The organism is Larkinella bovis (assembly GCF_042655385.1).
GTDB classification, from domain to species: domain Bacteria; phylum Bacteroidota; class Bacteroidia; order Cytophagales; family Spirosomataceae; genus Larkinella; species Larkinella bovis.
The window spans coordinates 280711-303841 of sequence record NZ_JBHSMA010000006.1 but is presented as its reverse complement, the minus strand read 5'-3'; the positions used below and the strand labels follow the sequence as shown (position 1 = coordinate 303841).

18 protein-coding genes and 2 pseudogenes are annotated in these 23131 nt (G+C 46.5%); 7 read left to right on the top strand and 13 right to left on the bottom strand.

Translation table 11 applies throughout. From position 1 onward, the window contains the following. The 9 genes from ACFPMF_RS19450 to ACFPMF_RS19410 form a co-directional block, all read right to left on the bottom strand. Positions 1-1156: glycoside hydrolase family protein (locus ACFPMF_RS19450; protein WP_379848401.1), on the bottom strand; the 1156-nt coding region annotated here is incomplete at its 3' end. 46 nt (positions 1157-1202) lie between these two features. Next, positions 1203-1883: a hypothetical protein gene (locus tag ACFPMF_RS19445; protein ID WP_379848400.1), complete on the bottom strand. Its 681-nt coding sequence runs from the start codon at positions 1881-1883 to the stop codon at positions 1203-1205. A gap of 63 nt (positions 1884-1946) precedes the next feature. Continuing rightward, positions 1947-4076: a hypothetical protein gene (locus ACFPMF_RS19440; protein ID WP_379848399.1), complete on the bottom strand. Its 2130-nt coding sequence runs from the start codon at positions 4074-4076 to the stop codon at positions 1947-1949. 20 nt (positions 4077-4096) lie between these two features. Further along, the gene (locus ACFPMF_RS19435) at positions 4097-5188 is read right to left on the bottom strand and encodes a hypothetical protein (protein ID WP_379848398.1); all 1092 of its coding nucleotides are present in this window, start codon (positions 5186-5188) and stop codon (positions 4097-4099) included. Between the two features lie 42 nt (positions 5189-5230). Beyond that, positions 5231-6475 (bottom strand): ATP-binding protein, encoded by a 1245-nt coding sequence (locus tag ACFPMF_RS19430; protein WP_379848397.1) that lies wholly within the window; start codon positions 6473-6475, stop codon positions 5231-5233. Between the two features lie 41 nt (positions 6476-6516). After that, the gene (locus ACFPMF_RS19425; protein WP_379848396.1) at positions 6517-7680 is read right to left on the bottom strand and encodes a glycoside hydrolase family protein; all 1164 of its coding nucleotides are present in this window, start codon (positions 7678-7680) and stop codon (positions 6517-6519) included. Between the two features lie 51 nt (positions 7681-7731). After that, on the bottom strand, positions 7732-9948 hold the full coding sequence (locus ACFPMF_RS19420) for a WG repeat-containing protein (RefSeq protein ID WP_379848395.1): 2217 nt from the start codon (positions 9946-9948) through the stop codon (positions 7732-7734). A 172-nt stretch (positions 9949-10120) separates the two neighbouring features. Further along, a complete protein-coding gene (locus tag ACFPMF_RS19415) occupies positions 10121-11353 on the bottom strand; it encodes a GTPase (RefSeq protein WP_379848394.1) in 1233 nt (410 codons plus the stop codon). A 5-nt stretch (positions 11354-11358) separates the two neighbouring features. Then, positions 11359-11916: a GTPase gene (locus tag ACFPMF_RS19410; protein ID WP_379848393.1), complete on the bottom strand. Its 558-nt coding sequence runs from the start codon at positions 11914-11916 to the stop codon at positions 11359-11361. Between the two features lie 248 nt (positions 11917-12164). On the opposite strand from ACFPMF_RS19410, the gene ACFPMF_RS19405 reads away from it, so the two are divergent. The 6 genes and pseudogenes from ACFPMF_RS19405 to ACFPMF_RS19380 form a co-directional block, all read left to right on the top strand. Continuing rightward, positions 12165-13556: a helix-turn-helix domain-containing protein gene (locus tag ACFPMF_RS19405; protein WP_379848392.1), complete on the top strand. Its 1392-nt coding sequence runs from the start codon at positions 12165-12167 to the stop codon at positions 13554-13556. Positions 13557-14093: 537 nt separating this feature from the next. After that, entirely contained in the window at positions 14094-15014 is a 921-nt protein-coding gene (locus ACFPMF_RS19400; RefSeq protein ID WP_379848391.1) for a transposase, read from the top strand. Between the two features lie 21 nt (positions 15015-15035). Next, positions 15036-15212, top strand: coding sequence for a transposase (locus tag ACFPMF_RS19395; protein WP_379848390.1), 177 nt, complete (start codon positions 15036-15038; stop codon positions 15210-15212). Further along, positions 15193-15507, top strand: a complete 315-nt coding sequence (locus tag ACFPMF_RS19390; protein WP_379848389.1) for a transposase — start codon at positions 15193-15195, stop codon at positions 15505-15507. Before ACFPMF_RS19395 ends, ACFPMF_RS19390 begins: the two co-directional genes overlap by 20 nt. Continuing rightward, positions 15495-16211, top strand: a pseudogene (locus ACFPMF_RS19385) (IS3 family transposase); the annotation flags it as partial. The gene ACFPMF_RS19390 and the pseudogene ACFPMF_RS19385, both read left to right, overlap by 13 nt. A gap of 12 nt (positions 16212-16223) precedes the next feature. Continuing rightward, positions 16224-16481: pseudogene (locus ACFPMF_RS19380) on the top strand (IS3 family transposase); the annotation flags it as partial. Positions 16482-16584: 103 nt separating this feature from the next. Here the strand turns inward: ACFPMF_RS19380 and ACFPMF_RS19375 are convergent. After that, entirely contained in the window at positions 16585-17424 is an 840-nt protein-coding gene (locus ACFPMF_RS19375; RefSeq protein WP_379848388.1) for an AraC family transcriptional regulator, read from the bottom strand. Positions 17425-17554: 130 nt separating this feature from the next. On the opposite strand from ACFPMF_RS19375, the gene ACFPMF_RS19370 reads away from it, so the two are divergent. Continuing rightward, positions 17555-20017, top strand: coding sequence for a TonB-dependent receptor (locus tag ACFPMF_RS19370; RefSeq protein ID WP_379848387.1), 2463 nt, complete (start codon positions 17555-17557; stop codon positions 20015-20017). A 104-nt stretch (positions 20018-20121) separates the two neighbouring features. Here ACFPMF_RS19370 and ACFPMF_RS19365 read toward each other — a convergent pair whose 3' ends face one another. The 3 genes from ACFPMF_RS19365 to ACFPMF_RS19355 form a co-directional block, all read right to left on the bottom strand. Beyond that, entirely contained in the window at positions 20122-21387 is a 1266-nt protein-coding gene (locus tag ACFPMF_RS19365; RefSeq protein ID WP_379848386.1) for an MFS transporter, read from the bottom strand. A gap of 27 nt (positions 21388-21414) precedes the next feature. Further along, entirely contained in the window at positions 21415-22200 is a 786-nt protein-coding gene (locus ACFPMF_RS19360) for an HpcH/HpaI aldolase family protein (protein WP_379848385.1), read from the bottom strand. A 134-nt stretch (positions 22201-22334) separates the two neighbouring features. Beyond that, entirely contained in the window at positions 22335-23126 is a 792-nt protein-coding gene (locus ACFPMF_RS19355; RefSeq protein WP_379848384.1) for an SDR family NAD(P)-dependent oxidoreductase, read from the bottom strand. Positions 23127-23131: the final 5 nt, after the last annotated feature.

Below are 23131 nucleotides of genomic sequence, written 5' to 3'. Positions count from 1 at the left end.
CCGGAGTCAGATCCGCAGGTTGGAAACCATTGCCCGTCAGATCAGCATACTGGGGTTCAGCCGGAGTTAGATCCGCAGGTTGGAAACCATTGCCCGTCAGATCAGCATACTGGGGTTCAGCCGGAGTCAGATCCGCAGGTTGGAAACCATTGCCCGTCAGATCAGCATACTGGGGTTCAGCCGGAGTCAGATCCGCAGGTTGGAAACCATTGCCCGTCAGATCAGCATACTGGGGTTCAGCCGGAGTCAGATCCGCAGGTTGGAAACCGTTACCTGTCAGATCAGCCGGAGTCAGATCCGCAGGTTGGAAACCATTGCCCGTCAGATCAGCATACTGGGGTTCAGCCGGAGTTAGATCCGCAGGTTGGAAACCATTGCCCGTCAGATCAGCATACTGGGGTTCAGCCGGAGTCAGATCCGCAGGTTGGAAACCGTTACCTGTCAGATCAGCCGGAGTCAGATCCGCAGGTTGGAAACCGTTACCTGTCAGATCAGCCGGAGTCAGATCCGCAGGTTGGAAACCGTTACCTGTCAGATCAGCCGGAGTCAGATCCGCAGGTTGGAAACCATTGCCCGTCAGATCAGCATACTGAGTAGTTGCCTGCTCAAGACTAGATTGTGGGCCAATAATGGTTTCAGGGGTAAGCTCTCCTCGCATTAAATCCACATTGTGTTCCCCCCGATCACCCACTTGATCAAACCATCTTGAATCTTGCATTTCCCTTGCGGCCCCTTCCCAATCTTCTTGCCTAATAGCATTTATGGTATTTTCAAATTCAAGAAATTTTGCCTCACCCAAGTTATAAATCATATCAACAATAACCGTCTGCTGAGCTGAGGGATAGCTATCAAACGCTGGAAATATTTGTCTTGCATCAGTAATCGATTGGTCCAAAGCTTGGTTGAATAAATGATTAATTTGATCTTGAGTTAGATCTTGGTTACCAGCCTTTACATCACTGTAGTTTAATCCTAAGTTTTCGATTTGCTCCTTTGCCCCAGCAGCATCCAAGTTGAATCCGATTCCAATAGTAGGATGGCCATTAGTGTCTTGATATACATGTTCCCTTGTTCCTTCGTGGTGACTAACCCATCCTGATACAATATTCCTATCCATGTTATGTGTCTTAAGTGGTTTTTGGGAAACAATTTGCAATCGTTTGTGCAAGCTTGGACTCTTTAACCATGCACGAACTCAGCTACTAATTTAACTCTACCTTGAAAATAACCCGTCGATTTTCGTCTTCCGATAAAGTGTGATCGAACTTCGTCAATCCATAACCTGATACTGCCACACGTTCAGAAAGATCTGAACCCCAGTCTTTCGTCAGTGTTCGTTTGCCTTCCAACGCCCGGGAAGCTGACAAACCAATGTTATCTGTGTAGTAATACTGGTTTTTCATTCCCTCGCACCCCTCATACCTTTCACCATGAAAGGGCTTTGAGTCGGTATAACCTTCTATTACCAAAATAGAAATGAGCTTTTTTTCTAATAATGCACGGAAATAATCCCTCGCTGGTTTTAGTCGTTGCTGCATTAACGTATTGAAGCAGGGACTTGATGGGGCGAAAGCACCGTCTTTGAATTTAATAAGTAGGTGTACAGTATCCAATTCAATAGCTTTGTCCAGCATCGTGCCTTGAGTCACATCGTTATAAAATTGAGCTAACACCTTGACTGTTTCCTGCCGTCTAAGTTTGGCCTGCATCATCGATTCGTCCATAATTTGTGACTTGTTTATCAGGGAATCTATTGTTTTTTGCCCTTGGCTCCTCTGATTCACGGAATTGAACAAAACGGCAATCACAAAGAAGATCAAAATGGCAATAATCGAGGCCATAGCATCGCCGATGGACACCCACTCAGACTCCTTTTCTTTCATCTGCTTAAACGAGAGTAAGTTTGGACTTGGAACAGATCAACTTGTGGGTAGTTCGGAATCCGTTCAGTACTCACTATTATGTTTCTGCTCACCATTGGTTTTTTCTTTACTGTTGTAGACGACTCTGTCAGCATTTGCCTGAATGGCATCTACTATCTTTATATATATATCCTGCTGATTATCAATTAGGCTACTCAGTTTAGTGCCCAGAAATCCGCGGCCATCAAGCGACGAGGGCAATTCATTATATAGTGTCGAAGTGCTGTTCGTCAACCGTTCTACGGTATTCTTGATCTGCCCCAATTCCTGCCCAATTTCAGCCAGGTGCTGGGGTGAGAATGCTGCGACCAACCTGTTCAGTTTTTCGTGACTATCAAGCAGTGATTGCAATTGTCCGCTTAGCGCGCCATTCTCTTTGAAGGCATTCGTGATTGCTGCGCTACTGGTCGTTAGGCGTTCAACAGTGTCCTTAATATGACTCAGCTCCTGCCCAATTTCAGTTAGACGTTGTTGTGGGAATGCTGCAACTAACCAATTCAGTTTTTCCTGACTGTCGACCAAAGCTTTCAACTGGTTGTTCAATATGCCGTTCTCTTTAAAAACGCCAGTTAGCTCAATATTAGCTCGGGACGAATCGCCGGCAACTTGTTTAGCACTATCGGCGACTCGCTCGATGACCTCGTTTATTTCGCTGAATTTTTCGTTGATAGCTCCCAATGTCGCTTTCGTCCCACTTAGCACTTGGTCAATCCCGCCGAGGTGCCTATCCAGTTTTTCAATAACAGATTTAGTATCTTCGATGCTACCGGCAATGGTGTCCTTCATCTCCCCGGTCGACGTTGCCAAAGCATCACTAATTAACTTAAGGGTTCCGTTCACCGATTCTGAAAAGGCAGCAAATGATGTACTTATCTGCTCATTAAAGCGGTCTATACTGCTTCCCATCTTACCGGCATTTTCAGTCATTATAGCTGAAGACTCTTTCAAGGCCTTCTCAATCTCTGTTTTGAAAGTGAAAACCGATTCATTAAGGCTCTTTGCGACTCCACCAAAGTCGTTCGTCGCGGTAGTCAGCGTCTTCGATACATCATCTACCAACTCCTTCATGTTCACGACGATAGGCCCAAGATCTTTTACACTCTGACCAAAGGGAACCAATGTTTCTGAAACAGATAATAGATACTTTTTGGATTCATCTTGTATATGTAAAGATTTTTCTCTGTGAGCAATAGCCTCATTCCGGAAATTTTCCTGAAAACGCGACTGGTACTCGTGAAAAATGGTGTTGATTTGATTTCCCTTGCTCACTCCTTTTTCCAGCTCATCCAACCCTAAAATAATTTTGTCATTTTGTGAAGCCAATTGCTCAAAATGACGACTGAAAAGATCAGTCTGGCGATACATGCTTTCCTTAATGAGTTCCGCTTGATATTTTGCTGCTTCAATGTAGCCCTGATTCCCCTGATCTGTCGCAGTTGCCAGTCGATTCAAAACATTAATAATTTCGTCATTTTTCAACACCACTTCGTCATGCCATTTCTTTTCGGTTTCAGAGTTCGACTTTTCCTTCGACCGCCAATGGTGCGAAAGAACAGAGAGATTCTCCCGCATGAGCCGACTCAAGATATTTTCCAAAGAATACAGAAAAACCAACCTGAAAAATAAATTTAAAATAATTCCCCAAATGCTGGTTTTGAATTTTGTACCCAGAGCCTCCAGTACTTTATTTAAATCTTTGGCAATACCTTCTGCGTCCTTTTTCTGAGGAGAATCTAAATAGCTATCTTGAGATATTTCATTTTGCGAGGTGGGTTCAAGAGAAGTAGTGGGTTTAGAGGGCTGAAGTTGGGACTGCTCAGTAGTTGAATTCTTGATTGCAAAAGATAACTCCCCTAATGAGGTTCCTAAGCTAATGAAGGTTCCCAGTAGTCCCACAATCAGAAAGATCCCTGGCAGCGACTGTAGAAATGAATCCTGCCATGAAGTAGTGATTAAATCCTTGATCGAACCGTCGGCAACAGCGTCAGTTAGTTCATCATCTTGGAGTTTTTTCAATTGAGCCTGCCAACGAGTTTCTGAATGGTAGTAACAATACCAACCAATCCCAAAGAGAAGTAATAGCAATATCAGCAAACCCCACTCTACTAAGGTGTTTGGAAAGAAGATGTCCGTATAACTAAGTTTCTGTTCCATATGAGATTTTGCTTCAAAGGTTATCCAACATTGATTGTGCCACTTGCCCCCATATCCCGCATTAAAGACTCTGCGGCCAGACCAAACTGGCGCATTTTAGACCGCTCGTGTTCCGCAGGTGGTATGTTGCTATCCTGCCATTCAACGAACATACTCCCCACCCAAATCGCTTCTTCCCGCATGGAAGTAGAGATATGAGGATCGTTTTCATGCTGAAAAACAAAGTGAATACCATTCAGTATATTCTTCATCTCGGTAGTGGATGCTTCCTTGGCCTTACGGTCGCTAATGTCTATTTTCAAAGTTTCGATAGATTTGCGGAGAGCTTCCACTTCATTACGTTCCTCGTCAGTAATAGCCTCGGGTTCAGTTTTTTCCAGCCGTTCGATACGGTCAGCCTTGGTAGTTAGCTCGATTTTGGCACTTTCTAATTGTTTGTTTAGACCTTTCAATTCCTTGAGGAGTGCCTTACCCTGATGCTGCCAGATGCCTGCCAAGGCCTCGGTGCCGATGATGAGTAGGTCTTTTCCATCGTATTGTTGTTGAATCTGCTTATCAAGATCTAACAAATCCGGGTCGGAGATCGAATTGGTCAGGAATTTTTGAATCAGTTCTAAAAAGACAAGGTCGATTTCGTCTGGGGATCGGATTTCCTCTCGCTGACTGACCAAGTCTTGCAGAAACTTGGCTGAGACATAGTGACGAGTGTAATTCTGGAAAATTTCGAGGGAGTTTTCGCCCTGATTTTCATATTGAATTCCAATTAGTTTCTGAATTGTATCCCGGAAGATTGCTTTAACCTGTTCTTCTTTTTGTTTATTGATACGGTTAATTCTATCTCGTTCTCTCAACTCGGCAATTTCAGCAGCAGTTTCTTGGTCAACCTCGGATCTGGTCCGGTTGTAACCCTCTTCAAATTTGTTCCTGGCCCAGCCAAAAAACTCTCCCACTTTCTCAATGGCTTTACCAACCTTATCTCCGACATAGTCAGCGACAGCCTTGGTCGCTTTCACAACCTTGCTGCCTACAGTTGAAACGGCATCAGCAAAGGCTCTGTAGGCCTTACTGACTGTTGACTTGATACTCTCCCAAGCATTACTCCAAAATCCCATTGTTTTCAGATTAAAAAGTTATAATTATATAATGATGTCTTACTAGTTCTTGTGGTTCTTATTTCCGCCGTACACTTTACGGATTGCGGCTGCTTTTGAGCTGTTCACCACAGTTTCGGTCGTTTTAGAATTGCCAACTCCAACAGTCCGATTACTTTGCTTGATAAAATCTACAGCCTCCACCAGATGCTGTAGATGGAGAACGGGCTTTTCTCTATTAAGGATGACCGATTTTGGAAAGGCAAGTTCTACACTGGTAGCAAGATCAGATCCCGAGAGACCTTCGCTTTCACTTACTAAGCGGTCGATCACTTCCGTTCTTGGTTCATTAAGAGGAATCGTGACCAGAAGAATGTACTCCCAGAGCCGACGCAGAGTGGTCATATCAGGGAATGAAAATGGTATGTGGTACGCAATGCGTCGCACGAAAGCACGGTCAATATTGCTCTCAAAATTGGTAGCGAAGACGCAAACACCCTCGAATCGCTCAAGCTCCTTTAGCATCGTTGAGCGCGACATATTAATTTCTGCATCGATTCCCTGAGTAACTGTACTTAATCGTTTCCCCAGTACCGTATCGGCCTCATCGAAAAAAATGAGGGCGTTCTCCTTCGTAGCGATTCGGAATGCTTCGTTGATGTTCTTACTTGTCTGGGACATGAATTTGCTTTCCAGGTCAGCCAAGTTGATGTCCATAAATGGTTTTCCCAGATTAGCGGCCAAAGCTTCGGCCGTGCGTGTTTTACCAGTTCCGGGGGGGCCGAAAAAATTTAGGATAGTAGCTTTCCCGTAAGGCTTAATTTTGCTAAATCCCCAAGTTTCGTACAGGGTTTTATTATGGACCATTTTGATTTTAGCCTCCTCAATACTCCTCGTAGTGGCTTCATTCAGAATAACATCAGATAGGCCAAATCGCGGTTCGACGGGCTTGAAGGATGACACCTCGGCCGAGTCGCTGGCTTTAGGCTCATTCATGTTCAGAAACACGATAGACTTAGTCAGTTCTCCAATCGAAATGGTGATTTTGTCCGATGGATTATATAACCGCATGAGCGACTTGCTCATATTGGTCAGTTCTTTCAGACGCTTCTTGTCAGCCTCCTGCAACAACAGCTTCCGGCAAACCAAGCACTCCTGAATTCTTGACCCCAATATATATATGTTATAGTCCTTGAGTTCGCGCAGTGCCGGGAGCAGTTTAAACAGGTGAATTTCACCTGCATCGATCACCTGTTCGTGCCGACATTGCTGCTGTTTCTCGATAATCAATTTTTCTAGATCCGTCATTGAGTTTTGTTTTTAGCCGATAAGAAATAGGAAAGCAGGTCTTAATCTATCGAGGTAAAATCGTGCCCCCCATCCAAATGACTGCTATGAGGAAGAGCCTGATCCGTGTAGACCTCCAGTCCGGGGCTGTCGTTGAAGGGTGGGCTAGTTTCAAAGCCATTTCGAGTCATGAACTCATGCCAATCGGCAGCGGTACGCCAGCCACTTTGTACATTTAGGCAATCGTTATTCAGGTAAATATCATCCGCAACGGGAAGCGGGGGTAAGTCCGTATTCTGTGTAGTAGTTTCCAGCGGGTTGCCGTCTGCGGGATATGCCTCGGTGTAATCCACATACGCGCCCGGGGTTAAGTCGGTCGGCGTATAATCAGAAGGAGAGGGATATCCTGGGTCACCAGGCTGATCTGTTACTAAGTAGATATCATTTGCAGTCAGATGCAGAGAATAATCGATGTAGGGTGAAATATTGTACTCTGGAATGATCCCCACTGGCGGTGTTTCTGTATGATCAACAAGGGCATCTGGAGACGGAATAGTTGGTGCATGGTGGTCCGTCGTTTGAGACTCAGGATGTTCATGTTGCATATCCATTAAGTGCATCAAATGGATCGTCGTTATAGCAGTTTCCAGACTGTTAAGCGGTGAATCTACGTGGTAGGGTACCACACCAGGTGAATAGTAAGTGTCAGTGTATTCGTTGTAACTCCCACTACGGCTGCAGGATGACTCATTGTATTCATCTCGCATCAGACTGATTTCTTCCGTCGCCCGGTGACTAAGTTGGTTAAAAAGAACCGACTTCTGCATCTTAGTAGAAGCGTCAGTCCAGTGTTGCTGTTTGATAGCATCAATTACCGTATCTAACTTTTTAAAGTCTCTTTCTCCAAGGTCAAACACCATGTCAATAATGGCAACCTGCTTGTTTGCCGGGTAAGCATCCAAATCGGGGAAAATAGAGCGAGCAGTAACAATAGAATGGTCGATATCCTGGTTGAATAATTCTTCGATCTGGGTCTCTGTCAGTGACTCCTTCCCGTCCAGCACACTCTCAAAGTTGGTCCCCACCCCTTCGAGCCGTTCCCGCGCTCCGGCCTCATCCAGATCAAAGCCAATACCGACAGTCGAATGACCATCAAGATCCGTATACGCTTGACTTTCTACTACTTCGTGCGAACGAATCCAGTTCGCGATAACGGTTTTGTCCATTATTCTTTCCTTTTACAGTAGTGTTGTTTAACAGGTGACGGTTATTGATTCTCATACTTTGGCTTCGACCAAGATACTGCCCATGTTATCCAAGATAGCCCAACTATCTCGATTAGTATAGCGGGCGAAAGCACGATTCGCGTGGAACGAAACAACCTCCTGAAAAACGCAATCGATGATTGTATTGCCTTCAAGATCAATAAAACCCCATTTGCCATCGACCCGTACAGCAGCAAGACCATCAGAAAAAGATTTCACCTGTTCGTAGATTGCTGGTACGATGAATGTATTAGCTAAATCAACGAACCCCCAATAATCTCCATGTTTGACAGCAGCAAGTCCCTGACTGAAAGGCATTATCGCCTGGTACATGCAAGGGATTAGAGGAGCTAGCGAGGGAGACAGAAACCCTTTTCCTGTGCTACTCATTGCCGGAATTGGCATCGAATTCGGCAGTGGAATATCAGGTGATTCTGAGATTTCAACATCGGCTGATTTGGAGAGATGAAAAGTATTCGATTCTTTTTTCAGCAGATACGACTGATTGGTTTGCGATTTTTCACCAACAAGATTGGCTCGATTAATCGAGAGCAGATAGAATGAATCTGACAACTCATAGAATGAGTAGGCTTGCCAAGGAGACCCTTGAAATTTGTTTATCTCAGTAGTCGCGAGCGGGGTAAATTCCCAGTTTTTTAGGCGATCATCCCGAAGCTCAATCAGAAGCTTATTTGGGAGATGATAAACGTAAGAGTTTGTTTCCTTGGAGAGCAAACAGAAATTATGATTCAAGTTTAAAATATCATCAAACTCAGTGTTTAATAAAATTTCACCCTCAACGCTGATTAATCCCCATTTTTTATTTTTAACTATGACTCGGTCGTATTCCGCTACCCGGACTATTTCAAATTCTGGTGCAATCACTTCTGTGCCGTCAATAGCAAGCAACCCCCATTTTCCATTGCGTTTGAAGCTTGCAAATCCTCCTCTTGGTGAGTATAGATCGTCATACTTAAGAGTAACAGTTAAACTGGCATTTAAACCTACCAATCCCCACTTACCATCTTTACAAACAGCAGCCTGATTTTCCGACATATAATCAGCATCTTCATAATTAAACGGAATGATTAGGTAACCTTCCGTATTTAGAAATCCGTACAATCCATCCTTGTTTTTAGTCAGTAAAGTGCCGGATGTGAATACAGGCGGGTGCCCACTATTTCTAAAGACCAAGTATGGCGTTTGCAAAGTATTATCCACACCCCGAAACGACCATTTATTGCCAACTACCTCAACGACTGTTTTTGACCGAAGAGGACTGAAGTTTCCCATATATCGGGCATTTTTATCTGAAAGTATTTGGCTTTCTTTCAGTTTATTGAGCAAAATAGCTTGTTGCTGCTTGATACGGGTTTGTCGCTCAGTAATAATCTTCTCAAAGTTGTTCCAAAGTCCAATCTGCTTTAATTCATTTTCCTTGTCTTTCAGATACTTGGAGGTTTGAGATTGATAAATATTTGCAGGAACGTTCTGAAAGTACTCATCTAACAAAGTTTGAGCGTTAAGACCAACGAAGGTCTCAGTATAGATCTCGATCACATCGAGCCAACCGAAGTTATTAGACGTTTTTATATAATCTGCCTTTATCGCTGCAATTCTGTTGTATGAAATCTCCCAGAGGGTAGTAATTCGCGGACTGAAGTCGATTGAGGATGTAGTTTCATCCAACTGGGTCTGGCCTTCCAGCATACCGGCGTATAAGGCGTTTATTAACAGGGCAGACCCGGAGAATTCGGCATAGAGAATAATACATGGGCAGTTTAATTCCCGGTAGTAAAATGTTAAGACATCGGATTCACTGGCGAAAGGTTCTAATGTTGTGATAATCGAAAGAAGGTCATGCTCGTATTGAAAATTGTAGTGTCGCAACCGACGAGCCACGCTACCCAATGGCGCAATACGGGGAGCCTCTTTTTGGAATGGATTAAACTCTTGTCGAGTATTTGTACTGATTATGATAAATGGAGCTGGCTTGTTGGGCAGATGAGTCTGTATCCAACTCCCGGGCGTATAGTATGATTCGTTGGCCCGTTCCAATCGGCTTTGGTGCGCCCTTAATGCATATTCGTTTTCCTGGTGTTGGCGCTGATGCAGGGCACGTTGGTTGGCGTCCTGCCAGCGTGCTTGATTCTGGTATTCCTGCTGAAGCTTGAACATTTTAACCTGGTTATCATGGTTAAGTTGAGCTCCGGCAATAGCAGCATCCATGGATGCTTTCCGTATCTGAGTCTGTAGGAGTAAATTCTGGGTACTGAGTACAGCGGAACCAGCTTGAGCCAAAATACCAATGGTGGCGGGGTTAACTATCATGTGTGGTTAAGAGTTTGGAGAAGCGAACTGTCCCAGAGAGGCAATTTGGAACAGTTCGCTTTACTTATGACTATTTACGTTTGCTGAAACTGGCGTAATGCTTAGAGGCTTCTTCCTTTGCTTTTTCGATTGCAGCTCTGGCATCGTTCCCGAAAGTGAAGCCGTTTGCGATATAAAGTAGCGTTGCCTCCCCAAAAATTAAGGTTCGCTTGTACTTGTAAAAAGACAGCGCAGCCCAGTCGATCATCCAGCCTATTGGACCAAGTGCTGAGGTAATGGTTTCAAGTGCCGCTACAGCAACAAATTCTGCCCCGAGCACACTTGCACATACCTTTATAATATCGAGCGACATCTTTCCTTTGTCAAAATTGACAGGCTCTTTTCCTCCCATGATCTTTACTAAGGCATACGTCAAACTGGCATACAAAGCTGGTGCAACTAATAGGCTATCGAAGGGAATAATCCCGCCACCAACAGCACCAATAGCGAAGGCTTGAATAACTCGTCTGGCAACCTTTCTACGGACTTCTACTATTTTATTGTTAATACTATGTGAGAGGTTGGCAGCGCGTTTAGCGGGGTCATAAACGTTGATAATCTGGCCTAAGGTGCCCGCATCAGCATACAGCCGCTCTTCGAGTTGCGGAAGTTTCTGGCGCACCATTTCGTCTTTTTCATAGTCCTTTAGTTGAGCACTACCAAAGACGATATCCTCGTCGCGCTTGACGTATTTTCGCATTTTTTCCTTAACGCGCCGAATGACCGTTTCCCGGTCGTGCTTAGTCATGTGCTGCAATCGATCAAACTTATTGACGAAAACAACCCGAGGAGCGTCTGGCATGTGACTGCTGACCAAGTCAAAGAGTTCGATTTCTAAGTCGAACGGCTCTTCTTCTACCACAAATATGTGGCCGTGTGCCTTCCTCGCTTCTTCCAGTGCAGTTTCCGCATTGACCTTTTTACCCAGAATTCCTGGCACATCGACAATCATCCACGGCTCTTTGCGGTAAGGAGTCGCCTTATCGGTTAGGTCGTGTTCAACACCTACCTGGTGTATATCTTCCCCGATTATCGAGTTAGCGAGGGCGGATTTACCCACTGAAGTCCGCCCGAATAGCGCAATCCATATTAAACCTGTTTTTAGGCGTTCGATCAACTCAATAATTTCATCTACTTCCTGCTGAATGGACGCTTTTTCTGTGGTACTCAATTTGTTGCCAACGTTCGCCAGCATGTCATTTAGGCCCTTCTGCAATTCTTCCTGTAGAAGAGCCATTTCATCTTTCATCTGATTATACTCCATTTGGGCTACATGAATTGGTGAATAAGTGATTTAAGTTCATCAATCTCGGGACGTTGCATCTTTCCGAATTTTACAGGTGCAGAACTGCCAAAAGCTATTCGGGAGGCAGGAATCCATGGTGCAAGCTGATTAATGATGGCTTCCCGTTCAGTTTTGATCTGCTTGCTATTCAGTATATTCCGTTTTTCATCCTGCCTATTTACAAACAACAAAAAGACTTGGTCTTTCAAATACTGATTGTGTATTTTGGCCAAGAAGTCGAGCTCAGGCTGATACAGTTGGCCACTGGTTACATAGACGATGATTCGGCTCTTCCGTAAATACCTGATGACTGCGCTTTCGTAATCAATCTCGTCCAATAAGCCAGGGGTATCAGTCAACGTATACCCATCTTCATAATCAATCCAATCTGACACTGATGTCAGACCGTTCTCGGCCCCTGAAATGAAAAAATTGTAACCAAGCAAGGCATTTCCTGTGCTTGACTTCCCGCTACCAGTCCTCCCAATCAAGCAGATGTTTCGAGTGTGTTGCGAAAATTTTACATGACGAAATGGAGCCATAATATTGCTTCTCTCCTTCTTAGATTCTTATGAGCAAATTTTCCAAAACCAGAATCCGTGAAGAAGACATCGTTAAGTGTAAAGTTTGGTACTTTTTTTATTTTTAGTTTAATTTTTTTAATTGAACTGAAAATAAATTATTAATTGTCTGTAAATTAGAATAACGTTTTTTAATAAAACTAACGTCAGTTAAAATATTTTAATTTTTTTTTATCTGATTAAGATAGAAAATATTTTAGAGTGTAAATATGAACGTCGGGGAGAAAATCCGGATTTTGAGGAAGGCGCAAGGTTTGTCGCAAACGGTATTAGCGCTTAAGGCACAAGTAAGCTTACCCTATTTAAACCAAATCGAAAAAGGTAAAGCTGATTCTGTCAGTGATGACATTTTAAAACAAATTGGTTCAGTCCTGGATACTTCCGTTGACGAACTAAAAAGTGGAGACATAGGACTTAAAATCGGGTTTAGTCCAACCGTGTGGTCTATACCCCTCGTAAGTATGCTTTTAAATAAGCCTACTATTCCAATCAAACTTGCCTACTCTCATGAGGTTAGTCACTCAAAAGAGAGCAGTCGGCGATTGAATTTTATTGATCTAGAGTCTGATGAGAAGGATACAATAGTATCTGTGACAGGTAAAGAACTCTTCAAGGAGAACGATCCAGAAACGGCCTTTGAGTTAATTACACATAAGGACTTACAACTTGGTATTAATTCAATGCTATTCGACTTAGTCTTTATTCCAACTATCGCCAGATCAACGCAGGGGGCTATTCCTATAGCTACTGTTTGTGATACAATCAAAGGCGGTTTATACGCAATTGTGTTCGCGAACAATCCTTGGGAGCAGGGGTGGGTAGTTGAGCCAGGACAAGATCTTGAAGATAAACGCAAAAAGGCTAAAACTGACTTTCTACATCACCATCGCTCCGAAAGAACACAGTGGGCTCATTTTGTGAAGAACAGTATTTTCTACTACCAAAAAGACAGTATTTCGGAATATATTATCAATGAAGTTATTGCCAAATACAAACTTCAGGGAAATCAGCGTGTCGAGATAAAGAGTGACAAAATAGAGGACAATGTTTTTATTATGTCTAATATTATGAAAACGATTTCCGGAGCGAATAGAGGGAGTACTAGTAACGTCGCTCAATATCTTAATGTGCTTGGCGATGCATTCACTATGCTAACGATACCATCAGCTTTCATCCTAAAACAGGTCGTCAAAACCTTTAATGAAAAGATTACCAGGAATAACTATACTGTGTATGTAGGCTGGGAGCCTTTTGTCTCCAAAATAAAACAACAATATGAGGAGGATCATCCGAATACATTTTGTCTCATATTTAATGTCAATCGGTTTCTGTATTCGGATGAATCGCTAGTTCAACTCAATTATGAATGTTTCATCAAGAACGATAAATTAGACACATTTAAAAAAAACGCCGACATCCGATTATTTTTTACTGAACTGGATAAGGCAGTGCAACGCGTAAACCAGCTCGCTCAATCTGAGTCAATTAGCCCAGAAATCAACGCGATCTCGGATTTATTAGAAATGCCAGCCGAAAAGATTCAAGCGCTAATTCGTAAAATTAACTTTTCCCTTAAATTTTATCCAGATTGGGTGTTATAGTGACGTCCCCCGGAAAAGTGTTCCAGTGTAAAGTAGAGAAAATCGGGCAATTGTAGTATCTTAATCAACCAGACAATTACTATGAAGAAAACGAAATTCACCGAAGCGCAACGTGTCTTAGCCCCCTAAATGGTTGGACAAAATTGTAAAAACAGTTTAGTCCATTAATTTAGGAAATCATGAGTAAATCACGGCGAACGTTCACCCCAGAAGACCGGTATTCCATCGTTCAGGAATCGCTTCGAGACGGGCATTCCGAAATCTGTCGGAAGTATAACGGCACGGGCCGCCCCGCTTTCTCCTTCCCTGTTGAGGAAGTGGCGACAGAAATACCTGACGAAAGGAAAAGAAGGACTGAAAGATTCGTATCCACGGGTGAATCCCAACTCCGAGCATTAGAGGAAGAGAACGACCGGCTCAAACGGATCGTTGCCAGGCAAGCTTTGGAACTTGAACGGGGCGGCCCGAGCCGTCAAGCGTGAACTGCTAAAAAAAACTCCTATCGGACCTCGGAAAAGCTGACAATTATGAACCAGTTTGAACAGCAGATCAATCGCTCTCAGCCGCTTCGGCGGACCGATTTGTCAGTGGTTGGATTTGCCTCGTAGCGTTTCGTATTACCAACCTCAAAGCGGTAAGCCTGGCGTTAAACCCAGCCAGATGACTATGAGACGGGACGGCACTTGGGTGTCCAATGAAGAGGTGGTTGCACATATTCGGCAGCTACTTGACACCGAGTTCAACGCCTTTGGTTACGAGTATGTGACTCACGAGCTAAAAAAGCAGTATCTAATCAACAAGAAGAAACGGGGCCGCCCGGCGGTGTACCGGCTGATGCGAGACTATAACTTGCTACTAGGACAAGTAATCCGGCCAACCAGTAAGCGAGAATTTGTTCAATTCCGGCGAATAGAAGCCACTAAACCGTTAGAATATTTGTGTTGGGACATCAAATACATTTGGCGGGGCCGCCCGGCGGTGCATGGTGAACGACGCAACTACTATTTGCTAACGGTCATTGATGTTTACAGCCGAAAAATAGTTGACTGGCTCTTTCAAGGAAGTATCCGCCAGATTGATCTGATAAATCTACTCCGGCGCGTAAATTCAACTCATGAATTGAAAGGAGTTATTATACGTAATGATAATGGAAGTCAATTTGTAGCCCATTCCGTACGCAATTTCCTAAAAACTGCGGAAGCCAAACAAGAATTCACTCATGTAGCAACTCCAGAGGAGAACTCCTACATTGAAGCCTTCCACAGCATATTGGAAAGAGAGGTTGTAGAGCGTCACGAATTTGGTAGCTATTACGACGCGAAAGAAACCTTACACCGTTTTTTTGCTCATTACAATTGCAAGCGATTGCATCGATCAATTGGCTTTGTTACTCCACAACAGAAATGGGAGGAAGCCATGCAATACGACACAACCATTTTGGAAAATCTGTCCAACTAATAAGGGGCTAAGACAAACGGGGTGGCCCGAGCCATCGTCTTTGCTCTCAAGCAATCGGAGACCGGAGTGGCCGTAGCCGAAGTATGTCGCAAAATGGGTATTAGCGAGGCTGGACTTGCTACCTTTGACTGGAGGGTGTTTTTAGGCAGATTTAAGGATTTACTTAAATTTGACTATTATGAAACGACGCGTATTTGACCCCGCTTTCAAAGAAATGGCTGTGGAATTATCCTTTGCTAAGGGATCGGTTAAAGAAGCTGCCAAGGAATTGGGAATTGACCCAAGCCGAATTACTAAATGGCGCCAACAAAAGGTTCAACCGGAGATAGCGGGTAAAGTACCTACTAGACTAACGGAGGAACAAAAGCAAATTCGACAGCTTCAGAAAGAGTTGAAAGAAGCCTTGCTGGAACGTGATATTTTAAAAAAGGTCGTCAGCATCTTCTCCAAGGGCGACCGCGCGGCGGACCGTGGGAAACCTTTCAGTTTATAAAACTGCATGCTCACCAGTTTCCCGTTGAGAATCGGACCGCCGCGCGGATGTGTAAAGTGTTGAATGTTAGTACAAGTGGGTACTATTACTGGCTTAAACATCCGGTTAGTGTCAGACACAAAAAAGCAACCGAGCTCTTGAGTCATATTCGGCAAATTTACAAAACCAGTGAATGTCGGTATGGCAGCCCAAGAATTGCTGATAAATTGAAAGACCGGGGTGTTCAGGCTTCCCGTAATCGAGTCGCACGCCTAATGAATAAAGCCAAAATTAAGAGCATCATTTCCAAAAAGTATCGCGTTCAAACTACCGATTCAAAGCATAGTTATGCCGTGGCTGATAATTTATTGAACCGAGACTTTTCCGCTAAGCGGTTAGGCCAGAAATGGGTTTCGGACATCACTTACATCCGGACTGATGAAGGATGGCTGTACTTAACCGTTATCCTAGATTTGGCCGACCGAAAAGTAGTGGGATGGTCCCTGTCGGATACGCTAAAGGCCAGCCAAACAAGTGTACCCGCCTGGCAAATGGCGCTGAAAAATAGGCCGATACATGGGCAACTGCTTTTTCACTCAGACCGGGGTATCCAGTACGCCTGCCCTGAGTTTAAAAACCAATTGAAGGGCCTACCGGTAATGCAAAGTATGACGGGGCCGCCCGGCGGCCGCCAGGGGAATTGCTGGGATAATGCAGTGGCTTAGAGCTTTTTCAAGACGCTCAAAACGGAGTTAATTTATCACACTCGATTTGAAACTCGACAACAAGCCAAGGTGGCTGTATTTGAGTACATCGAGGGGTGGTATAACCGAAGAAGAAAGCATTCGGTTCTAGGTTATTTAACTCCTCGTCAATATGAAACCTATTTCAACGAAAGGCAATGGCTGCTTAATCTTCCTCCAGTAAACTATTGCAAGTCCAGTGTAGGGTTTCGAGCCATCACAGAAGTCAACGCAAAGCTTGTCACTGGGTAAGCCTGACGGAGCTGCCCGTGCCATCATTCACCTGCTTATCAGTAAAGAACGGCGTGATCCACACTACAGAAGCCGATGAACCGGGGTTATGCGTCATGACTTTTCAAAGCCTTATGAGCTTTCGGAAGGTGGCCGGTGTCTGTCCAACTCGTCTTTTGAAAAATTTTACAAAATGGGATGGGTCAGTGAAACCAAGCCGCTCGGCTACTTCCGTCACGTTCCGATCCGTATGCAAGAGAAATCGCTTGCCTTCCAGGATAAGGTGCTCGCTGATGAGGTCACTGGCGGATTTCCCGTGAACCCGCCGACAAATCGTGTTTAAATGCTGGGGCGTGACGCCCAGTAGGCTCGCATAGTGAAATACCCGGTGTTCCAGCGGACCTGGTTGTCGAAGGAGCTCCATAAACCGCCGAAAAATCAGGTCTCCGGTTTTGGGGACGCTTACCTCCTGATCATTAAACTCCAGTAGACGGGCCAACAGTAGCTGCAGCAAGGCCCGCAGAACGACCAGTTGATTCTGGGAACCATTTTGATACGCTTTTTCCAGCGCCAGTAGCTGATCGGAGACAGTGGCGGGATCGGGAATGAGAATCTCCCGTTTCTGTTCAAGTTGTTGCACGAGCAGATAGAGTTCCGTACTGTGTCTGGGATCAACAAAATCGGCCCGAAACATGATCACAAACCCTTTGGGAATGGCCGTGAGCTGCCAGCAGTGCACTTGCCCGGGCGACAGAAAAAAGGCCAGGGGCGGTGAAATTGGTAGCAACTTGGTATCGACCCAGTGAAATCCCGCGCCTTCCAGCAGGATAATCAATTCAAAATAACCATCGTGCTTGTGGGGCTGGGTTCGTTTGATGACTTCCTTGAAACGGGACAGTTTAAATACCTGCTCGCTTTCCAGCTTATTCTTTAATCCGAAGCCGGTGGTTTCTGCTTTGGTCATAACTGTATAAAAATGATTGTATAGCCTGTCTTGTTTCAAAAGTACCAAAATAGATAAAATCCGACCATAACGGTCTGAATCGGATAAAATACTTTTGCGGCCTACCCACTTGTGTGGCTAACCCTTTCTAATGACGCTTCGACTCGTTTTTTTGCTCTTACTCTCCTGGCTTTTTCAGACTGCTTTTGCCCAAACAGAACTCCGGGGATTTCTGGTCGACGAATCAACGACCCAACCCATTCCTTTTGCCAGTGTGGCGCTCTACCGCCCGGCGGATTCCCTCGCCGTCACGGGTAGTATGACGGATTCGCTGGGCGTCTTTCGCCTTACGCAGGTACCGGCGGGATCCTACCAGCTCAAAACATTTTTTATCGGCTATAAACCGTATACCGCAACGGTCACCCTGCGCCGGGGCCAGATGCTGGACCTGGGAACACTGCTGCTGGAGCCCACGAAGAACCTGTTAAACGAATTAAACGAAGTGATCGTCACGGGGCAACGAGCCGACATGGCGGTTAAAGCCGACCGGCAGACCTACCGGGCAGCCCAGTTCGGTTCGGCGGTCGGGGGAACCGCGAACGATCTGCTGCGTAACCTGCCCGGCATCAGCGTCAACGCCGAAGGAGAGGTAACCCAGCGCGGTGCGAACGGTTTTCTGGTGCTGTTGAACGGCAAGCCCGTTCAGGCTAATCTGGGTACTTTACTGAGCCAACTGCCCGCCAATACGGTCGAGTCGATTGACGTCATTACCACGCCCTCGGCCCGCTACGACCCCGACGGCAAGGCTGGCATCATCGCCATTACCACCAAATCCGGGGCCGATCTGGGTTGGTCGGTGCTGGTCAATGCCCAGGGGGGCCTGCCCAGTCTATATGATTTTGACAACGCCCGTTCTCCGATTCGCTACAGTGCGGACGCTTCGCTCGGATACCGCACCGCCCGCTGGGACTGGAACTTCAGCACGGCCTACCTGCGCAGCGACCTGGCCGGTCGGCGGGAAGGCGACGTCTATACGATCCGGGGGGACCGTATGACCCGTTTTCCCAGCGTCGGCGAACGCAGCTTCGACCGCTATACCTTGACCAACCGGCTGGCGGTAAGCTTTACGCCCGACAAAGCCAACATCTGGTCGGCTGGCCTGTACTACGGGCGTCGCACGGAATACCGGATTGCGGATCTGGTGTACAATAACCGGACGACCGACCGGCAAACCGGGTCCCTGATCGGTCAGATTGATTACTTCAACGCCAACCTGGTCCGCAAGCGGGGGCAGTTCTTTACGGCCAACCTGGATCATACGCATACCTTCGCCAACAAAGCGACCCTGAGCACGGGCGTGCTTTATGAGTACGATTATCTGGACGGTTTTACCCGTAACCTGAATGTGGGACTAACCGATAGCCGAGACACCCTGCAATACACCTTCACCACCACGGATCGACCGATTGCTAACCTGCGGGCGATGGTCGATGCTTCCTGGCCTCTGGCCGGTGGTCGACTTGAAGCCGGTTATCAATACCGCCTGCAAGACGATCAGGGCGACTATCGGTACATCAATCAGGATGGCCGGGGCGCTCCGCGACTGGTCGTTGCTGACTTTACCGGTCAGGCCCTGATTAATAATCAGATCCACAGTCTATATAGTCAGTTTAGCCGTAAGGCCAATACCTGGGAATACACGGCAGGCCTACGGTTCGAATCGGCCCGTCGAGAGGTTGATATCCTCCCCCAGGGACGACGCTATCCGTTGACGTTAAACAACTTGTTTCCCTCCCTGAACCTGGTTTACCGGCCTCAGGATGCCTGGCAATTTCGGTTGAGCTACAGTCGCCGTGTGCAACGGACGAGCAATCTGGCGCTCAATCCTCTGCCGGAACGCGAACACTCGGAAACGCTCGAACAAGGCGACCCGGCTTTGCGGCCCGAGTTTGTCGATCTGAGCGAGCTGAGTGCCACGCGAACACGTGGCGGTACTACCTGGCAGGCCACGCTCTATCACCAAAATGTTCAGAACATCGTCAACCGGGTCAATAACGTGTATGCCGATACGATCCTGAATCGGATCTATACCAATGCGGGCCGGGCTCAACGGCTGGGGCTGGAACTAAGCTCGAACCTGACCATCACAAAAAGCTGGAAACTGTACGTGGGAGGAACCGTGTATCGATCCACGATCAATGGGCAGTTGTTTCAGCAATCCGTGGTGTTCCGCAACCAGGCCTGGACGTATTCCATCAACGCCAATACCAGTCTGCAACCCTGGCCAAGCTGGGTCTTTCAGGCTAATTTAAATTACCTCTCCCAACGAATTACCGCACAGGGGGAGGACTCCCGCTTTTTTGTGCCTAATCTCTCCGTCAAGAAAAGTTTTGCTCAAAACCGGCTCTCGGTTATGGTGCAATGGCAGCAGATCGGTCTGGGCTGGTTGCCGAGCAATGAGCAACGGATTACCACCCGGGGCAGAGATTTTTACACGACTACCAACTATATCCAGGAGCGGGATGTGGTACTGCTGACGGTGAGTTATTCGCTCCGCCAACGTAGCAAGACCCCGAAACTGCCGGCGAGCGAATTCGGGGAGAAAGAATTTTAAACGGAACGCTCCACGGGAATAGGGGTTAAAAGATCAGTACGGCCGACAATTCAACAATACCGCCCAGCAACCGATCCCGCTTAAACAAAAGACCAGGCTTGGTTTCAGCCAAGCCTTTCTTCACGGCTTTCCGTTGTCGGTTTCAAGCGCCACAACAAAAACAGAGCCATAATCATAATTCCTGAAGAAATCTTGAAAAGAATGCTAATATCGATGTTCATGTCGCGAATGACACCCCCTGCGTAGAGACTAAGCCCCCCAATGAGACAGGAGATAAAATTCAGAATTCCATAACCGGTCGCCAGGTATTTCTTATCGATGATAAGCGTCAGAATGGGCATCATGTTCGCATCGAGAAACACCCTGAAAAAAGCAAACAGGATAAATCCGGCCAAAGCGGGATACAAGATCGAACTGCTGCTTGCAAAGAAAATCGCCGGGCTGGCAATCAGATAGCCGAGTATCGGGACGTAAATCCGCCTTTTGGAATCTCGTTTGCCCCATCGGTCGGCCAGAAAACCGCCGGTAATCACGCCAATGAGGGAAGCTGTGTAAAGGTATCCCGTGGAATAAAGCCCGGCCATACTTTGCGAAAGGCTAAACTGTTCTTTAAAGTAGGTAGGAAGCCAGCCCCCAACCAGCCAAACGACAATACCGGCGATCCCCCAGATCGTCAGTGCTTTGAAATATTCCTTATTTTTCAACAAGTAACGAACGGCTTCAGAAAAAGAGACGTTGGGTTCGGAAGGTTGGGCTTCCGTGGCGACACGGAGATCCTGTTTGGGCGCTTCCCTTAGAATTCCCCAAAGGACAAAGGCATATACCACCCCGATTACCCCAAAGGTGTTGAAAGCAAAATTCCAGCTATAGCTTTCGGCGAGCCACCCGCCTACAAAGCCCAAACTGCTTCCAATCATGATGCCGGCCAAATGGATACTATTCGCCAGGGAGCGACTTGCCCCCGGATGATAATCCATAATCATAGCCAGTCCAGCCGGAATATAACAGGCTTCACTAATGCCCATGAGTGCACGGGTTACCAATAATCCTTCGTAGGTCGTCACGTACGAAGTTGCCCAGGTCACGGCCGACCAGACCAGAAGGCTCCCGATAATCACCCAGGTTCTTTTGAATCGATCGGCCAGAAAACCGCCCAGCGGGCTTAAAAAACCGTAAATCCAGAGGAATAGCGAGGAGAGCAGGCCAAACTGGGCGTCTGTCATCGGAATAGATTCGACAATGGTAAAACGCATTGTCGTGATCATCATCCTGTCGAGGTAATTGAGACAGCCGACGATGCTGAGTAATCCTACCACAAGCCAGGCATAAGATTTGGAAGTTGTCCGTACCGCATTATTTAAAAAAATCATTTGGGGAGGTTAAGGGGTTAGCAATAATCAGGGAAGTTGATCGATACCGGTGCGGATTCGGGCCATATCGGCCTCTAATTTTTGTTTGAAAAACGTCAGATCATTGCTGTGGATCACCATATTAAGCCCCTCCTTCGCCCATTTGATTTGGACGGAAGGGTCTTGCCAGAACTGGGCACCGACATGCTTTCCAACCGCTCTCGTTTTACGGATAATGGTTCTGACAGCCGCTTCGAAGTCGGGATGATCGTATTGCTCGGGTAGTCCTAAACTGACGGAAAGGTCATGAGGTCCGATGAAGACGCCATCGAGTCCGGGCGTTGCCAGCAGCGCATCGAGATTCGCTATGGCGGGCGTACTTTCGATATTGGCGATCAGCATAGTGCCATGATTATACGACCGCAGGTAGGCATCCAGCTGGGCCGATAGCGGTTCGCTTCCCGATAGGATAGCCTCAAGCTTTTTTCCTTTCAGAGGGCGGTATTTGACCGCTCCGGCCAACATTCTCAGTTGTTCGGCGGTTTCGATGTAGGGGGCCACAATCGCTTTCGCACCTGCATCCAGGGCCTGGACGGCCAGAAATGGATCGGGGTGGGAAATGCGGACCACCGGTGTAATCCCCATCGCGTTGAGCTGCTGACAGGTGTGTGCCAGCGAAGACCGATCGGCGGGAATGTGTTCGGTATCCAGAAAGATAAAATCAAGCTTCGCTCCGGACAGGGCGTTTAGCCAGAGCGGTGAATTGGCAATGAGGCAAGTGCCGTAGACCACCTGTCCTTGCTCGAGTTTTTGGATAAGCGTATCAGCTGCCATGTCTACCCTGGTTTTTCGTTTTACACGTCGAAAAGCTAATTGGTACTGGTGTCCTCACCAAGCGGTTTTTTCAAGCTTGACAGCCTGAATCGGGCTATCTTTTTGGGTTAGCCAGCCGGTGAGGGATTGATAGATTACCAGGAAGTCCAGCCGCCATCGACGGGAAGATTGTGTCCGGTAATATAGGATGACGCGTTTGACGCCAGAAAAACGATCGGGCCCCAAATATCCTTGTCGTCCGCGAATCGGCCCAGGGGGGTCAGGCGTTTATAATTGACAATAAACTCCTCTTTTCCAGTCATTTGCTCCACCCCCGGCCCATACCCGCCGGGACTGATGCAGTTGGCCCGGATATTGTCTTTACCATAATAGTTGGCGAGCCATTTGGTAAACCCTACCATACCCCATTTGTCGTAGGTATAGTTGACAGGGCTGGTCATTCCGGTGTTCCCGTATACCGGAAAATTGGGGCCTACCGTGCCTTGAATGGAGCCGATATTGATGATATTACCCTGCTGACGGGCTTTCATGTGAGCCACTACTGCCTTCGTGATCAGCATGAGCCCGGTCGAGTTGATCTTCTGGGCGGCCTCCCAGCCCGCAACCTCCATTTGATCGAGATTTTTGAAACCCTCCCTCGAAACCGCATTGTTTACCAGGACATCAATTTTCCCAAAACGTTCGATTACGGCCGACACAAATTGGTGTATCTGATCTTCATTGGCGAGGTCCAATTCCCAGCCACTGGCGGCCAGGCCGTTACCGACCAGTTCCCCGGCGAATTCTTCACAGCGTTTTACATTTCGGGAGGCAATTACGACATGAGCGCCTGCTTCGGCCAATGCTCTGGAAATCGGAGCGCCGAAAAAACCGGTTCCCCCTGTGACGATGATTATGTTGCCTGATAAATCGAATAATTCGTTCATTTTTA

Bases quoted from the DNA above. Each gene is read 5' to 3' on its own strand.
- ACFPMF_RS19370 (WP_379848387.1), top strand. From the start codon at position 17,555: ATGACGCTTCGACTCGTTTTTTTGCTCTTACTCTCCTGGCTTTTTCAG.
- ACFPMF_RS19415 (WP_379848394.1), bottom strand. From the start codon at position 11,353: ATGGAGTATAATCAGATGAAAGATGAAATGGCTCTTCTACAGGAAGAA.
- ACFPMF_RS19435 (WP_379848398.1), bottom strand. From the start codon at position 5,188: ATGGGATTTTGGAGTAATGCTTGGGAGAGTATCAAGTCAACAGTCAGT.
- ACFPMF_RS19375 (WP_379848388.1), bottom strand. From the start codon at position 17,424: ATGACCAAAGCAGAAACCACCGGCTTCGGATTAAAGAATAAGCTGGAA.
- ACFPMF_RS19420 (WP_379848395.1), bottom strand. From the start codon at position 9,948: ATGGATGCTGCTATTGCCGGAGCTCAACTTAACCATGATAACCAGGTT.
- ACFPMF_RS19410 (WP_379848393.1), bottom strand. From the start codon at position 11,916: ATGGCTCCATTTCGTCATGTAAAATTTTCGCAACACACTCGAAACATC.
- ACFPMF_RS19430 (WP_379848397.1), bottom strand. From the start codon at position 6,475: ATGACGGATCTAGAAAAATTGATTATCGAGAAACAGCAGCAATGTCGG.
- ACFPMF_RS19365 (WP_379848386.1), bottom strand. From the start codon at position 21,387: ATGATTTTTTTAAATAATGCGGTACGGACAACTTCCAAATCTTATGCC.
- ACFPMF_RS19445 (WP_379848400.1), bottom strand. From the start codon at position 1,883: ATGAAAGAAAAGGAGTCTGAGTGGGTGTCCATCGGCGATGCTATGGCC.
- ACFPMF_RS19425 (WP_379848396.1), bottom strand. From the start codon at position 7,680: ATGGACAAAACCGTTATCGCGAACTGGATTCGTTCGCACGAAGTAGTA.
- ACFPMF_RS19355 (WP_379848384.1), bottom strand. From the start codon at position 23,126: ATGAACGAATTATTCGATTTATCAGGCAACATAATCATCGTCACAGGG.
- ACFPMF_RS19360 (WP_379848385.1), bottom strand. From the start codon at position 22,200: ATGGCAGCTGATACGCTTATCCAAAAACTCGAGCAAGGACAGGTGGTC.
- ACFPMF_RS19405 (WP_379848392.1), top strand. From the start codon at position 12,165: ATGAACGTCGGGGAGAAAATCCGGATTTTGAGGAAGGCGCAAGGTTTG.
- ACFPMF_RS19440 (WP_379848399.1), bottom strand. From the start codon at position 4,076: ATGGAACAGAAACTTAGTTATACGGACATCTTCTTTCCAAACACCTTA.
- ACFPMF_RS19390 (WP_379848389.1), top strand. From the start codon at position 15,193: ATGAAACGACGCGTATTTGACCCCGCTTTCAAAGAAATGGCTGTGGAA.